Genomic DNA, 13,956 nt, shown 5'->3' on the forward strand with positions numbered 1-13,956 from the left:
TAACTCGGCGATTGTGGACTGGGCGGCAAGCGCGCGAGGGGGGATGGGCTTGCCTATAACGGCCACGCAGCGGGCAAACGGTTTGGGCAAGAGGTAGCGGCACCAGGTGGACTCCAGTATCCACGCCGGTTTGGCACTGGTGGCGACCGGAGCCAACGGCAGGCCAAGTTTTTCGGCCAAGAAGAGGATGCCCGGTTTGGCCTGAAAGGCGGGCCCGTGCGGCCCATCCACGGCAAAAGCGGCCGGGTGGCCTGCCTCGATCGCTTTCTTGATGGCGAGCAAGGCGCGCATTCCCCCGTGGCTGCTGGACCCCCGCACCACCGTGTAGCCGAAGCGCTGCAGTATGCGGGTCTGAATGTCCCCAGCCCAGCTTAAATCGCTCATCAGAGCAATATTCCAAGAAGTGAAGTGGGGCACCAGCAAGAACTGCCTCCCGTGCCAGAAGGCAAAGAGCAAGGGCTTGCGGTGCAGTTCCTCGTCCACGCTGGGGTGAATGTAAAGGCGCACTCGCAAGGTGCTGGTGAGGAGCCTCATGAGGGCAAAAGCGCTAAAGGCCAGCGCGTCCACAAAGACGCGTGAGTAGCTTATTCTACGACGGGTTTCTTTTAGCCGCTGGCGAAAGGACATGTTCCTCCAGGGTATTTCTTTGCGCGCGCATGGCACGGCTGAGTCTGCAAACAGAAACGCCGTCTGAGCGAGCTCATTCAGACGGCGCTCCCACGTCATCTCTCGGTTGTCACCCCTTCAATCGCCGCAGATAGGACTCCGCCTTGGGCGCATACTCGCTGTCAGGGTAGTCCCGCAGCAAAGCTTCCAATGAAGAGCGGGCTCGCTCGTTGTCCCCAAGTTTCATATAGCAGCGTCCCAACATGAGGGCGGCGTCGTCTTTCTTGTAGGAAAAGTCGTAACTAAAGACCTTGTCGAACGCGTCCTTAGCTGCTGTGTAGTCGCCAAGGCCGAAGTAAGACTCGCCGATCCAGTACTGGCAGTTGCTGGCCAGGCGATGGTCAGGATACTCCCTAAGCAGCGTGCTGAACGTCTCGATGGCGCCGGTGTAGTTCCGGGCGTAGAAGGCGCGCAGCCCCTCTTCGTAGGTAGCCGAAAAGTCACCGCCAACCACAGCCGAGCCAGCCGCCGGAACGCTCACCCGCTTCTTCCTCAGCTCATCCTCCAGCTCGGCGATCCTGTCCACCCGGAAATCCAGTTCCGTGCGCAGGGCTTCGATCTCACGCTCTTTTTCGGCGATCACGCGGTTGAGTTCGTCCAACTTGGACTTGAGCGCCAGGTACTCTTCCATGGTAACTTTGCTCTCGCTGGCTTCGGTAGCCGCCAGTTTTTCCTCGAAGGCCTTGAACTTGGCGGTGTCAGCCGCTTCTTCCTTTCCCAGCCAGGCGGCCAGGTCCGCTTCGTCCATGGCGATGAGCTCGGAGGGTTTTTCCTGCGGTGCACGTCGGTCCTTGAAGTAGTAGGTAAAACCGGCTCGCACTTGCAGATAGCCGTCCTTTTCCTGGCGGACAATTCCATCGTAGCCGTCGCCGGTGGTGTGACGATAATCCGCATAGAGCTCCAAGGACGTGCGGGGCTGCAGCACTACTTCCAGGCCGCCGCCAAAGATGAGTGACCCGTCGAAGTAGCGGGGGGCGTTCTGGTACTGCCAATTGAACACACCCAGGCCGAGCGTGAGGTATGGGATGATGCGACGGGGGCTGGTAAGGGCAAGGTGTCCCTTGAGGTCGGCATTGATCAGGTTGGTAGTGAAGCTGGAGGGCCTTGTCTCGGTGAGCTGCCCATAGCCAATTGCCCCCACCAGGCTCAGTTTGGAACCGACAAGGTACTTGACGGTCCCCTCCGCACCGAACGCAAAGCTGGTGTGGTAGATGTCGCAATACAGCTTCTGCGCCCCAACATTAAAGCCCAGCCCTAAGCGATCTTTCATCCCTTGCCCAGGGACTCGCCCCGGCAGGAGTGCCAGGGCCATTGCAGCAGCAAGGACAATGGTAGTCTTCCGTCTCATCGTTTGGTGTCCTCAATGGTGAAGGCGCTACCCTCGTTCTCCTTGTCAGCCTCACAGGTAATCGTGCAAGTCAGCGGGAAGCACGTCCTTCAGCGAGAGCCTCTGGTCGGAGTAGAGGTTATAGGCGCCCAGAAGCTGCGAAATGCGCACCTTGGCATCCCGAATCCGCTCCGGCACACACCCCTGTTGCACCTCGCGGCGAAAGGCCAAAATCTCGTCACCCAACTGCTCAAAGTAGTAGGCCTTCATAGAGGCCTTGATGGCCGCCCTGACCTCCGCTTCAACCTGTTCTTCACGGCTTACGGTTTCGCGAAGTGATTCCTGTGCCCGCTTCGTTTCTAATTCGTTGCTGAGCTGGGGGTCGATGCCCATGCAGATGAACAGCGACGGCGCCCGGTCATAGTACCCGACGCGCGCGGCAAACTCCGACAGGAGGTATTGCTCGACCAAGCGACGCTCGGTGGCCTCTGTCTCCCGATTGGTCCAGTAGCGAAGGGCATTGGTGTCTGGGCTATAGTCGACCCTGATCAGCAAGTCCACGGATGAGAAGTACAGTAGCTCGTTCATCTCTCAGCTCATGCCGGGTTTTCCGTGCATTGGCACGCCCGTCTCTTTCAGCAATGCAAAGAGCATGCCGCTACTTCGCAGGCATGCTGACTGCAAACAAATCGGGAAATCAAGGAGTTGCAACCTCCCTCCTTGGTACGCGAGAGGCCAATGTTGACCCTCCTGCGCCACAATGTCTCACCCTGGGCCACCCGCCGAGAACGTGCCCCCTCTTTGCCATTGCCTCCTCCCCCTGGGCTCATCGGCAGCACTGAGAGCAGTCCTTCCTCGCTTTACTACCGGCCCACAGGGTCCGCGGCGGCTCTGCCTCAGCCAGACATGTCGAGCAGCACCTTGAAGGCCTGTTCCTCCTGGGCAAAGGCAAATGCCTCCAGTGCCTCGCTGAACGGAAAAGTCCTTGTGACGAACGGTGCCACTTCCACGAGCTTTTGCTGCAGTAAGCGGATGGCGGCCGGAAAAGGACCGCATCGGGAACCCACAAGGGTGATCTCGTCGACGACAATGCGCGAAACGTCGATAGCAGGGCGCTCGTTATAGGTGCTCTTCAGAATGACGGTCCCTCTGGGCTCCACAAGATGGAGGGCCAACTCTAAGCCGCTGGGTGACCCCGATGCCTCCACAACCACGGAGTACGACCGCTTTGGCAAATTGTTCCGCAGCGCAGTGGGGATACCTATCTGCGAGAATAGGCCCAGCTTCGCTTGGTGCTTGCCCACCACAATCAGCGCGCAGCCAGTAAGCCTGAGCACCTGAGCAATGAGCGCCGACAGCTTCCCGTCGCCGATAATGACTACCCGATCCTCGGGGCCGATGTGTACCTGCTCGAGAATCTCGACGCTGGCCGCCAACGGCTCGATGAAGACAGCTTCCACATCCGAGATAGCGGGCGGCACTTCAATAAGGTTTGCCCTCGGAATGGCGACGTGCTCGGCGAACACACCACTCCGACCCTGGATGCCCAGCACTGTCCGGTTCAGGCAATGGCGCGCTAACCCCCGCGTGCAGAAGCGGCACTTGCCGCAGGCGACGTTGATCTCGGCAACGACGCGCTTGTTGAGCCAACGCGCGTCTGCACACTGTTCCACCACGCCGACGAACTCATGCCCCAGCACCCCCTCGAAACCCATGTACCCGCGGACGATTTCGATATCTGTGTTGCAAATGCCCGCGCGGAGCACCCGTACCAGCGCTTCCCCTTCGTCGGGCTGGGGGCGTTCCAGCTCCGTCAGACGGAGCGATCTCTCCATGACCAGAGCCTTCATTGCCGAGCCTCACAGGTCACAAGGAGCCTTTCTCGAGCATCTTGGAGCGCATCCTGCATCGTGGATTGGGTGCAAGAAAGATGCCGTGCCTGTGAACTCTGCGGCGCATCAAGCAATGAGAACCCCCTCAGCGAGCCGATCATGTGTTCAACATTTCGCCACTATCCCACGTGAACAGAAATTCGGTGCCTCCCGCCTGGCTGTCTCTCCAAGGCAGCACTGCGTCGTCAGCCACCGGGCCGTCCACTCTGGCCAAAAAGCGGCCACGTCCGGGTGATAGCGCCTTTCGGAGCTCCGCATTCTTCGAACGTTGGGCTTCGCTACGCGAGCTAACCCTCGGAGGACCAGATCCCACGTCCTCCCACGGCGATTGAAACGGCTGCGCTAAAATAACAATATTTCCCCGCTTTGTCAAGCTCTTTTTGTTCAAAAATGGCACATCGCAGGGGAAGAGAACGCTGCCTACCTCACCACCGCCAGCTTTTCCACACAGACGTTATCCGAGAAGCGCGCCACAATCAGATAGACGCCGGAGGTAACCTTTTCGCCGCTGTGGTTGCGCCCGTCCCAGGCCCATGGGTGGGTGCGCTGCGCGGGGAGCAGGCCCAAGGACTCCTTGAACACTTGCCGTCCTTGGAGATCGTGGACCGACATGCTCACTTCCTGCTCAGTCTCCAGGTGAAGGAGCACCGTCAGAAAGGCATCCTGGCCGATCCGAAACGGATTACTCGAAACGCCGACGATGGCATTCCCCTGTGGGTTGTCCCCGGGGAGCGAGCCGGGCTCAATCACCGCCGAAAAGGAGTAGTGGCTGTTTCCGCTTCGGTCGTCGTCCGCCAGGTGTGTACGAGATGCAGCCACCAGCACCGTATCGGTCGGATAGAGATACCCCAGGGCAGTTGCCGCGTCGCCAGCGGCATAGTCGAACGTTGCCCTCCGCAGGCTCAGAACTGCCACCGAAAGCCGCCACCTACTCGGCTCCGGACTCAGGAGTTGGCCCGTGTAGGGGGCAGGTATTTGGGGAACGAGCGAGTAGTACTTCGTGGATAAGCGTCTGCAGGAGTCGGCGACTTCGGCTCTCTCCTCGAAGGTTTCGCGTCGTTGCAGGCGGATGGCTGGGTAGTGCTTCCCCTCGGGGTAGAAAGTGACCGTGTCCGCGCGACTTCCGGTGAACATGTTCCAGATGGCGAACTCGGCAAGCGCATCCTCAAAGGTCAGACCGCGCTCGACAAGGGCCTGGCGAATGGCGAGGAGGGCGTTGGTGGTCCGCATGTACGACCAGGAGTCGCGTATCGCCTCAGGTCCCACTCGTTTTGCCACGAAGTGGTTCCACACCGCCATGCCGTATTCTTTCCTACCGTCAGTGGCGTTGAACGGCAGATGCGGGGCATTGAAAAATCCGGAGAGGTAGTTGTAGTAGTCGTTCACGTCATCCCACACCACGTCCTCCATCCACGTGGCCGAGACCTCGTAGTAGAAAAGGTCAGCACTCGCGGGAGGTTCCCGCAGCGGCTCGCGAATGCCGAAGTGGATGGCATGGAAGAACTCGTGGGCGGCCGTCACACGCAGACCATCGAGTCCCTTGCTGTAAAAGCCTTTGGAGTAATCATTGTCCACGACGATGTAGGTGGTCCAATCCGATGCCGGTGTCTCGGGCACGGGCATCTCCGGGTAGGTCCAGCCGTAGTCAGCAATGTTCTGGATGTAGACGTCGTACTCAGGGCCGTCTATGCCGTTGTCGGCAGGCGGTGGAGGATAGCCCATCTGCACGACCTCCACCTCGTAGGCGCGGTCGAAGGCAAGGGCAGCTTCCCAAGCGAAAGAGTCCGTCGTTTGGTGAGCGCCGGAAGTCGCATAATGAATCTTGAACCTTCCGCTTGGGCTGACCAACGACAGTGGGAGGTTAGGCCTCGCCAGATACGGGGCAAGGATACCCTGCTGGGCAGCAGTCAACTCATGCCACTGGGTTTTGGCTTCCCACATGGTCGCGGTGGCGCACTTGCCTGGCTCGCGGGGCAGGGAGCGGTAAGGCTCGGGCAGTGCCGCGGGGTTCGCGGTTGCCAGCACTCTGAGGACGAGCTCGTCCTGCCTGCTCAAGAGGCCCGCTGCTCGTTGCTGCTGCAGAAAAGTGCCAAACTCATCCGCGCCAGCTGAGGCGACGGTCAAGAGCGTGAGCAGAATCGAGATGAGGTATGTGTGCAGCTTCATGCGGGCTACTTCCTGCGAAACGACAAGGTGAGTGGGACTCCCATGAATCCAAAGCGTTGGCGCAACTGTTTCTCCAAGTAGGTTCGATAGTTGGGTTGGATACCACGCGGGTGGTTGCAGTAGAACGCAAACACCGGTGGCGCGGCATTCACTTGGGCGCAGAACCTTATTTTGACTTCACGGGTACCGTAGGCTGCGGGGGCATGCTGGGTGACCGCCTCCTGAAGAAACTGGTTAAGCTCCCGCGTGCGTACCACCTTGCGCCTTTCCGCATCGATTGCTGAGGCCACATCCAAAACCTGCGTGACGTTGTGCCCGGTTTTTGCGGAGACAAAGAGGAGGGGCACATAGCTGAGGGTGCGGAGTTCATCCCGGACGGCCTGCTCGAACTTGACGCCGGTGCGTGCCCCGGCAGGGACAAGGTCCCACTTGTTGGCAACTAAGAACACTCCTTTGCGGTGTTGCACCACTTGCTCGAGAATCCTCTTGTCCTGATCGAACAGGCCCTGGCTGGCGTCGATGACCACTGCCACGGCGTCGGCTCGCCGAATGGCCCGCAAGGCGCGCTGCGTGCTGTAGTACTCCACCGCCTCGCTGATGCGGCTCTTGCGGCGCAGGCCTGCGGTATCGATGAGAATGAGCCGCTGTCCCTTATAGCTGAACTCGGTGTCGATGGCGTCCCTGGTTGTGCCGGGGATTTCCGTCACCACCAGCTTCGGCGTGCCGAGTATGGCATTGATGAGCGAGGATTTGCCGACATTGGGCCGGCCAACGATCGCCAAGTGCAGGGCTGTGTCTTCGCCAGGGGAGATTTGCGGCAACTGTTCGGGCAACCTTTGCACGATCTCGTCCATGAGCTCGCCTGTGCGACGGCCCAGCGCGGCAGAGATGGGAAACGGGGTGCCAAGCCCAAGGCGGAAGAATTCGGCGCACAGTTCCTCGTGGGCGGCGGTGTCGATCTTGTTCACCACCAGCAGGATGGCCTTGCCGCTCTTGCGCAGCATGTGTGCTAACTCCTCGTCTTCGCTGGTCACTCCAGCTCGTCCGTCGACGAGGAAGACCACCAAGTTTGCCTCCTGGATCCCGCGGGCCAGCTGTTCCATGACTGCGCGGTGGATGGGCTCATCGGTGCCACTGACAAAGCCGCCGGTGTCCACGAGGAGGAAGCGCCTTCCGGTCCATTCCGCCTCCGCGTATTTGCGGTCCCGAGTTACCCCAGGGGTGGGGTCGACGATTGCCTCGCGGCGGCCTACGATGCGATTGAAAAGAGTGGACTTGCCCACATTCGGGCGGCCGACTATGGCGACGATTGGCAGGCTCATGCCGCGCGCTCCTGCAGCAGAGGGGCTGCGAACATCTGCGCAATGCGCTCATAGTCGACTACTTCCACCGGCACTCCCAGCATCTGCCCAAGTTGCTCCGGCGTCCAATCGTCAAGGAACAGCCCGTCGACGTTGAGGCAGTTTGCAGGCACCAGTACCAAATCGCCGCAATCCCGACTACTCAGAGCTGCAAAGATGTCCTGGCCGGTGAGGAGCCCACTCACGGTAACCGTGTCGCCGTAGAAGCGATTGGCGACCGCCACCACGTCCGTGCGCAAGTTGGCCACCCTCTGGGCGATCTGGGCGCAGGCGTGCTTCACGACCGGCGCCGCCAGCATTCCCGTGACGAGGGTAAGGCGAGTGGCGCTCTTCACCGCCCGCGGCAAGCTGTGTATGTCGCTCTGCAGCTGATCAAGGAATCTTCGCACCATGCCCACGCCGTTTTCCACTTGGGGAAAGTCTTCGTAGCGCTCAGCCTCCGGCACGTCCAGGCCGGCCATCAAGTACAGTTCGTCTGCCAGGTAGACAAAATGACTGCCGAAAAGGTTCCGCAGTTCTTGCGCGCGCTGTTCATAGCGTTCCACCAGCAGTGCTGCGTCCTCAGGCTGCACAGGAGCGAGGGGCGCCAAGCCCTCCCGGTGTCGGGTCAGTCCTACGGGCACAAGCGCCACGGAGGCCATCTGCGGGAAGAATTCCAGGAGAGTGTCGATCGTTTGGTCCAAAAAGAGGCCGTCGTTGTAGCCGGGGCAGATGACTACCTGTGCGTGCAGGGTAATCCCGGCTCCGGCCAGAAACGCAAGTTTTTCCAGGAGGCGATCGTCCTGGCGCAGGCCGAGGAGTTTCTTCCGCACCTCACGGTCGGTGGCATGTACCGAGACGTAGAGAGGAGAGAGGCGCAGTTCGGCGATGCGCAAGAGATCTCGGCGCCCGGCGTTGGACAGGGTCACGTAGTTGCCGTGCAAGAAAGAGAGACGATAGTCTTCATCTTTCACATAGAGCGCTGGCCGCATGCCCGGTGGGTTCTGGTCGACGAAGCAGAAGAGGCACGCGTTGCCGCACGTGCGCACCCGCATCGGCTCCAGATCCAGGCCGAGCTCCTGTGCTGACGCTGCGCCACACCTGAGTCCATACCGTCGGCCATCGCGCTCCACCTCGAGCTCCCGCACACCCTCTGCTGACCAGAAAAAAAGATCGAGCTCATCGCTTGCCGGGTGGCCGTTGATCGAAATGAGCCTGTCCCCTGGACGAAGCCCCAGCTTTTCCCCCAATCCGCCGCTGTGGACTGCAACGATTCTCATGGAACGTCAGGAACCGCAGCGCTGCGCTGGGCGCGAACCCTGGCGAAATAGCCTCGGAGCAAGGCGGCAATGACGCCCGCAGTGGGCACCGCGATGACCAGACCGAGAAAGCCCCAAAGCTTCGAGAACGTCAGGATGGCGAACATCACCCAGGCTGGGTGGAGCCCCACCTTGTCGCCCACGATTTTCGGGGACAAGAAGGAGCCTTCCAGGATCTGGACGCTCTCGATGAGGATCACGATCTTGATGGTGGTGACAAGCGGATTGGGGCTGAAGAGTCCTACCAGCACTCCAACCAGCATGGTGATCGCCAGTCCCACATAAGGCACGAGGTTCAGCACGCCGGCCAGAACACCCAGCAGCAACGCATAGGGGATGCGAAAGATGCTCAGCAAAATGGCAGTGAGCGTGCCAACGATCAGGCAGACCAACAGCTCGCCACGAAAAAAGCCCACCAGTACTCGGTCAACGCTGTGCACCACCTCGAGGGCGCGACTCTGTTGCCTGTCCGGCAGAAGACGCCGCACCGCAGCCCTGAGGCGGTCAAAATCCTTGAGGAGGAAGAAGGTCAAAAAGGGAATGAGCACCAAGTTCAGGAGCTGACCGAGGAGCGCAGAGACACTCGAGGTGAGCTGCAGCAGGCTCTGAAACAGGAACTTGAGGAAACCTTCCGCCTGATTGGCAATCTTTGGCACAAGCTGTTCCTGAATCTGCGTGCTGCCTATGCCGAGACGCCCTAACGCGGCGACCAGGTCGCGTTCCACCCAGGTCCTGGCTTGCCCAGCGAACGCTATGCTTGCTTCCACCATGCCCCCCACTTCGTCCAGAATCCTGGGGACAATGAGCACCAAGGCGAGCAGGACGATGCCTACCAGCAGAGCGACAATGATCGCCACAGCAGCAGTGCGCGGCAGGCGCCAACGCTGCATACGCTCTGCCACTGGGTCAAGAAGATACGCCAGGAGGAGGGATGCAGCGAAGGGGAATAACACGTCCCGAAGCTCATGAGCCAGCCAGATGACAAACAGCAGGAGCAAGACCAGGAGGAGGTGCCGGGCCACAGGCTGGCGGCGCAGAGGAAAAAGGAGCGCCACAATGGCGAGTGCTACGACGAGCGGCGACAGGTGGCTGCGTACTGTGTAGAGCAGCGCCCCCATCAGAACGGAGGCGCTGACGATGAGTAACGCGTCAAACCGGTCTTTCTTCTCGAGCATAAGGCGGTCGCTGTCTCAATGGCTCCACGCGTGCTAGCCCGCTACCGCTGACGGGCCTGACGGTCGCGTTCCTTGTTCCACCGTACCCAGTCCAACTTTGCGTCTTCTGCTTCGTCGAAACGGCTCTTGTGGTATTTGCCGTCGGGCCGGACAGTCACTTGAAAGCCTTTCACAATGCGGATCCATTCCTCTAAGGTAACCTGGTAGGGGGGAGGCACCTCGTAAGGCCCTGGTATCTGGTAAGGCTGCAGGGAGCGTGGGCCAGGTTTTTCCTGCTTGGGTTCAAGTTTGCTCAGCGGGCCGACGTCCACTGCCCCCTGGTAAACCAAAACGGTAGTGGCTGAGTCGGCGTCGATGCGATAGACGGTCCCGCGTACCGCGCAGACTGCCGTAGGTGCCTTCACCTGGAAAGTGCGCGTACCCCCTGCCTGGGCGATGTTCGCCCAAAGCTTGCCCTTGTTCAGGTTAGACTGTATTTCCTTGGCCTTCTTAGCAATCGTTGCCTTGTTGAGTTCGAGCTCGGTCTGCTCACCGATGCGCAGAATGCTCTTGTCGAAAAGGGTGATCTCCGCGCGCGACTCTTTTGCGGTGCGGATGACATCGCCCTCGTACAGCTCCATTTTCAAGTTGGCCGGGAGCCATTCGTTGCTCGCCTGGTGCCGCACGGTGATGTCGGTAGCATTGCCCACGAGGAAGGTGATCGTGCCGATCTTGGGCGGCTGGGACAATGCAGGCACAGAGAGGACGGGTATCAGCATCATGACAGCAAAGGGTAACCAATGCCGTGTCTTTTCCATTCTCTCCTTTCCTCCTGTTCCTCTCCGTTCCCAAGTCCGCTGGGATGGCCGCAGTGTTTGCGGCATTCCTGGCATGCGTCGCAACCTACGCCCCCCATGCTTCCATGCCATGCATGGCCGACTGTGTTCCACTGCAGAAGCGCCGGAAAGCAACAGGGGAGGCCACGCCGTTACACGCCTCCCCTGCGGGGGCTCTGCTCCCTCTATGCAAAATCCCCCCACGCCCAAGTGGCTTGCCGGCCAGAGCCCTACTCTGGTTCCACGATCCGCGGAGTGAACTACTGGAGGCGCACCATATCGTCCCGTTGGAAGCCGGAGCCCTCCAACACGGCGCATTCGGAGGCCTTTCCGTTGCCGAGGTTGTTGTTGGTGACCTTAATCCTGCCTATCTTCTGGTCGACCGAGCCCAGCGACAGACCAGTGTCGGGATCAACCAGCTCTTCACCTTTGCGGTAGACCACGAACACGTCACCGTTTTGCACGCCAGCCTCTGCGCCTGCGTTGATGAATACCGAGCCATTAGCCTTGATGATCTTGGCTTGCCACGGGACATTGGCTGCCGATTTCTCCACCAGCTCCACGAGCGCATCGATGGCGTCACGGGTGGCCTTGCCGACCAAGGATTCGTCGAACTTGTCGCGGTTGTCGAAGCTGATCTCCGGGGTGTCGACGCCCAGCCCCTTGGAGGAGCGCTCCTTGCGCACCGTCTCGGCTACGAGGATCTCGCCAGTGGTGGTGTTGATGAAGCGCACGTCGATGGCCACCGTCGCCTTGGTCGACTTGACGCCAACGCCGATCCCTTTGACGCGTCCGCCTACGCCTCCTTCGCTGTAGCCGAACTCGGTCACCGCGCCAATGATGGCCAGCTCAACGCCGAGCATTTTGCCTGCCTGTGCTGCACTCTCCGGGGTGACGATGCCGGCCATGCCCAGCGCCTGCTCTTTGAGCAGCGACTCCATCTCCTTGCGCTCAAACACGCGGTAGTTGCCCGTCTTGACCAAAGCGGTGACCAGCATGTCGGCCATGCCCTCGCCCACTGGCTGCCCGGTCCACCAATGGTAGTGATGCGCCGTCTTGTCCTGGAAGTCGAACACGGCTACGCGTCGCTTGAGGCGCTTTGTCGGTTCGCTGGTCTGGGCTCTGCTGAGTACTGGCAGCTGCGAAAGCAGCAGGCCGCACAACACAAGGGTGGTCAATCGTCTCTTCATAGCATCACCTCGATGGGATAGAAACCGTACCTTCACTTACTCAGGCTGAGCCACGGGCTGCGATTTTGGCACGAAGCGGGCTGTGATACGATTCGCAGAGACGCTTTCCACCGTGATGGTGAAGCGACCAAAGTCGCGCCGCTCGAATTCGCGCGCCAGCTGGGTGGCATTGCCGCTGAGCTTCACATCGAGCTCTGCAGAACCGCCGCCGTAGTTGCGCTGGTAGATGTTCTTGACGCCACGCAGGTAGAACTTGGCCGTGGTGACGAAATCGCTCAGTTGCGCCATCGACTCCAGCCCGCGCAGCACGATTTTCACCTCGCCGACGTTGTAGTACTTGTCCCGCCACTTGGCGAGGATCTTGGCAATGAGTCCCTCGGCCAGCTTATTGGCAGCTTTCTGGATGGCCATCGTGCCGCCGGTTACCTCGTCGATGTGCGGATAGGCAGCGTGCTCGCTGGCGGTAGCCAGCACCCGGCCCACATCGGTCTCCACCACGCGCGCCGTGATGTTCGCCTGGCAGGACTTCATGCCCGCCATGTTGAAGCCGCTGGCCACCGTTGCCACCGCTTTGCCGGTGATGACGATTTCGGCGCCGAAGGAGAGGCCTATGGCAGCGGCGGCCTTGTCGTCTCCCTGCAGAGCAGCCATCACCTGCTCGCGTTTGATGTTCTCACGCACCGTGCCGGGGTCCACCACCGGAAAGTCGCTGTCCATGAACTTTTGCATGATCGCCGTCTCTGCAGCGGTCATGTTCACCTCAAACCAGCGGAAATGGCCGGTCGGGTCGCCGATGTTCTGCTCGTCGATGATGACCATCACCCGCGGGTTGCCCATGCGTTCGATAAGGTTCTTGACCGCCTCGGCGTCACGCTGCAGCTCGCCCAACTCCACCTCTGCCTTGAGCCGCACCTCATAGAGCTCCGGGGTCTTTTTGTAGTCGGACAGGATGGTGTAATTCTTGACGTAGCCCCGCGTCCAACTGAGGATATTGTCGTCGACGACCTGGTAGTTTTGCACCTTAGTCTCGGACTCGATGAAAGTGCCAAGGGCCTGTTCAACTGCCTGGCGCAGGGCGTCATCGATGGCACGGTCGCGGGCGCCCGCCACGTCGCCCTCAAAGATGCTGCCGGTGCCGACTGCTTCGATCACCTTGGTCATAGGGGGCGGCACCTGGCAGATGCCAGTGACGTCTCCGACGAGGAGCGTGAGCGACAGCAGTACAAGGGTTGAAAGACTCTTCACCTGCAACCTCCTCTCCGTCTGCATGCGCACGTGAAGACGAACAAGAAGGGGATCCCCGCGTTTGGGATCCCCTTCGTCAGTTAGAACGTCATGCGCATCGCGTTCTGGAAGTCACGTATGGCCAGAAGGGCATCTGCCCCAGACATGTGGTCGTTGAGCCTGAACTCGCCGGTCATCTTGTCGGCCGCCATGATGCCGCGGCTGACCATGAGCATGATGGAGTTGAAGGCCCAGTGGCTCGGGTTGACATCCGGGAAGGGCGACGACTCGCCGATGAACTTGGTGGCTAGCGTCTGATCGCCAGTGGCCAGGATCATGATGTCCTGCATAATCTTGGCATAATTGGCCCGGGTGATTTTTTCGTCCGGGCGGAAGGTGTGATCGGGGAACACATCCATGCCCTGGGCGGCCACGATGTCCTTGATCCAGTTCTTGGCCCAATGCCCTTCGATGTCCGTCACATCCGGGAGCTTAGCCTCAGGCTGCGCCATCTTGGTGACGTCTTCGGGTGGGCGGAAGCCGGTGTCGTAAGTCTTGGCGCGCTTCTTCTCTAAGAGCTCCATGAGCTTGAGCTCTTCCATGAGCAACACCGCCAAGTCCGCACGGCTGATCTCCGGGATGAGGGCGATCTTGGCGCCGATTTTGGTGCCAGGGGCGGCGCGTTGAATCTTCTGCACCAAGGCCCATTCTTTGTCGGCTGCCGCCGCGTAGTTGCCTTTCATCTCGATTACCTTGGCAAAGGCAGCGGCCGCCTGACCAAAGTCGTAGCCTTACTTGTATGTGATGCCCATGAAGTACAGCGGCTTGTCGCTACTTGGATA

At 60.2% G+C, this 13,956-nt stretch carries 12 protein-coding genes; all 12 read right to left on the minus strand.

Features of this window, described 5'->3' with window-relative positions; all coding sequences use genetic code 11:
* A partial coding sequence (locus H5U38_14810) for a DUF374 domain-containing protein (GenBank protein MBC7188293.1) occupies window positions 1-627 on the minus strand: 627 nt, incomplete at its 3' end.
* A gap of 109 nt (window positions 628-736) precedes the next feature.
* Window positions 737-2,014 carry a tetratricopeptide repeat protein gene (locus H5U38_14815; protein ID MBC7188294.1) on the minus strand — a complete coding sequence of 426 codons (1,278 nt, stop codon included), beginning with the start codon at window positions 2,012-2,014 and terminating at the stop codon, window positions 737-739.
* 51 nt (window positions 2,015-2,065) lie between these two features.
* A complete protein-coding gene (locus tag H5U38_14820) occupies window positions 2,066-2,581 on the minus strand; it encodes a hypothetical protein (protein MBC7188295.1) in 516 nt (171 codons plus the stop codon).
* A gap of 308 nt (window positions 2,582-2,889) precedes the next feature.
* Window positions 2,890-3,843, minus strand: a complete 954-nt coding sequence (locus tag H5U38_14825) for an alcohol dehydrogenase catalytic domain-containing protein (GenBank protein ID MBC7188296.1) — start codon at window positions 3,841-3,843, stop codon at window positions 2,890-2,892.
* Between the two features lie 462 nt (window positions 3,844-4,305).
* Entirely contained in the window at window positions 4,306-6,051 is a 1,746-nt protein-coding gene (locus H5U38_14830; protein MBC7188297.1) for a hypothetical protein, read from the minus strand.
* A gap of 5 nt (window positions 6,052-6,056) precedes the next feature.
* The gene (der, locus tag H5U38_14835; GenBank protein ID MBC7188298.1) at window positions 6,057-7,373 is read right to left on the minus strand and encodes a ribosome biogenesis GTPase Der; all 1,317 of its coding nucleotides are present in this window, start codon (window positions 7,371-7,373) and stop codon (window positions 6,057-6,059) included.
* Window positions 7,370-8,671: a DUF512 domain-containing protein gene (locus H5U38_14840; protein ID MBC7188299.1), complete on the minus strand. Its 1,302-nt coding sequence runs from the start codon at window positions 8,669-8,671 to the stop codon at window positions 7,370-7,372. Before H5U38_14840 ends, der begins: the two co-directional genes overlap by 4 nt.
* Window positions 8,668-9,885 (minus strand): AI-2E family transporter, encoded by a 1,218-nt coding sequence (locus H5U38_14845; protein MBC7188300.1) that lies wholly within the window; start codon window positions 9,883-9,885, stop codon window positions 8,668-8,670. The genes H5U38_14840 and H5U38_14845 overlap by 4 nt, the downstream gene beginning before the upstream one ends.
* A 41-nt stretch (window positions 9,886-9,926) precedes the next feature.
* The gene (locus H5U38_14850; protein ID MBC7188301.1) at window positions 9,927-10,682 is read right to left on the minus strand and encodes a FecR domain-containing protein; all 756 of its coding nucleotides are present in this window, start codon (window positions 10,680-10,682) and stop codon (window positions 9,927-9,929) included.
* Between the two features lie 278 nt (window positions 10,683-10,960).
* Window positions 10,961-11,890: a hypothetical protein gene (locus tag H5U38_14855; protein MBC7188302.1), complete on the minus strand. Its 930-nt coding sequence runs from the start codon at window positions 11,888-11,890 to the stop codon at window positions 10,961-10,963.
* 36 nt (window positions 11,891-11,926) lie between these two features.
* Window positions 11,927-13,135, minus strand: a complete 1,209-nt coding sequence (locus H5U38_14860; GenBank protein MBC7188303.1) for a flagellar assembly protein T N-terminal domain-containing protein — start codon at window positions 13,133-13,135, stop codon at window positions 11,927-11,929.
* Window positions 13,136-13,215: 80 nt separating this feature from the next.
* Entirely contained in the window at window positions 13,216-13,857 is a 642-nt protein-coding gene (locus H5U38_14865) for an S-layer homology domain-containing protein (protein MBC7188304.1), read from the minus strand.
* Window positions 13,858-13,956 lie beyond the last annotated feature (99 nt).

The organism is Calditrichota bacterium (genome assembly GCA_014359355.1).
Classification (GTDB): domain Bacteria; phylum Zhuqueibacterota; class Zhuqueibacteria; order JANLFK01; family Oleimicrobiaceae; genus Oleimicrobium.